Annotated in this window: 2 protein-coding genes and 1 pseudogene; 2 read left to right on the top strand and 1 reads right to left on the bottom strand. The window is 45.0% G+C overall.

The window, feature by feature from the left end; translation table 11 throughout:
• Window positions 1-16 precede the first annotated feature (16 nt).
• Both A3739_RS31500 and A3739_RS22460 read left to right on the top strand, forming a co-directional pair.
• Window positions 17-352 (top strand): annotated as a pseudogene (locus tag A3739_RS31500) (chalcone isomerase family protein).
• Window positions 353-467: 115 nt separating this feature from the next.
• Complete coding sequence (locus A3739_RS22460; RefSeq protein ID WP_068478143.1) at window positions 468-899, top strand: secondary thiamine-phosphate synthase enzyme YjbQ; 432 nt, start codon at window positions 468-470, stop codon at window positions 897-899.
• Here A3739_RS22460 and A3739_RS22465 read toward each other — a convergent pair.
• Window positions 896-1,319, bottom strand: a 424-nt coding sequence (locus tag A3739_RS22465) for an ATP-binding cassette domain-containing protein (RefSeq protein ID WP_156502770.1), incomplete at its 5' end; no start/stop codon positions are given. The two genes, A3739_RS22460 and A3739_RS22465, sit on opposite strands and share 4 nt — an antisense overlap.

Here is a 1,319-nt window from a genome sequence, read left to right on the forward strand (position 1 = left end):
TGAAGACAATGCTCCTATGGCAATTTGTTTAGAAATTGAATCAAGCTTAATTAGTAGTGACAAGCTTCAAGAAGCGACCCGTGAAGGCTTTGAGCAATCAATTGGTGATATCTCTGCAATGGAGCCAAGAATTGAACAACTTCTCTCAGCCTTTGATGAGCCTATTGATGTCAGCGATACCTTCTTATTGTCTTGAGACCCTGCAAAGTCAGTCATTCAGGTACATCGTAATAACTTTGTTATTTCAGAGGTGCCGAGTTTAGATTTTAAACAAGCATTATTTGGTATTTGGTTGGGCGATTCGCCCGTTCAAGATTCGTTGAAAAATGAGATGCTTGGCTTGTCATCTTAATTCCTCTCGTTTTATCTCGGCACGGCACTAGGTTTTGAGTCTTCCTAGTGGCCAGTGCCTTTTTCTTTCTGGCACACTAGTCTCTCGTGTAAATTGATTGTTGGGTGAGAGCATTATGTGGCTTCAACGTACGATTCGGCTAAAAGCGCAAAAAAGAGGCTTTTATCTCGTTACGGATGAGATTGTTCAGCAAGTACCTGAGATAGCAAACTTCGAAGTCGGGCTTGCACACTTATTCATCAAACATTCTTCTGCGTCTTTATGCATTAATGAAAATGCAGATCCGAGTGTGCGCAGAGACATGGAACGTTACTTCTTAAAGCTTGTTCCCGACGTGGGGCAGTGGAGTTTTGTTTATGAGCACGACTATGAAGGTGCTGACGATATGCCAGCACATATTAAGTCGGTCATGCTTGGATCTTCTCTGACGATTCCGATCACTAATGGGCGTCTTGCTCTAGGCACATGGCAAGGTATTTATCTTGGTGAGCACCGTATTTCAGGCGGACCGAGAACGCTCATCATGACCCTGCAAGGTGACTCTTAATCGCCAATAAATCCGCCAGATTGACGTTGCCATAACTGAGCATAAATGCCATTTTTGGCAATCAGCTCTAGGTGCGATCCTTCTTCAACAATACGCCCTTCATCTAGCACGATTAAGCGATCCATCGCGGCGATTGTTGATAAACGATGCGCGATCGCAATAACTGTTTTACCTTCCATTAATTTATAGAGGCTTTCTTGAATCGCAGCTTCGACTTCAGAGTCGAGTGCAGATGTCGCCTCATCTAAGACAAGAATCGGTGCATCTTTTAATAAGACGCGTGCGATCGCAATACGCTGACGCTGACCACCACTCAGTTTTACACCACGCTCGCCCACGTGGGCTTCGTAACCGGCGCGGCCTTTGATATCACTAAGGTTTTGAATGAACTGATGCGCTTCGGCTTGCTCTGCCGCCGCA

Source organism: Oleiphilus sp. HI0067, assembly GCF_001635735.1.

Excerpts from the sequence above, each read along its gene's own strand:
- A3739_RS22460 (WP_068478143.1), top strand. The coding sequence starts at position 468 with ATGTGGCTTCAACGTACGATTCGGCTAAAAGCGCAAAAAAGAGGCTTT.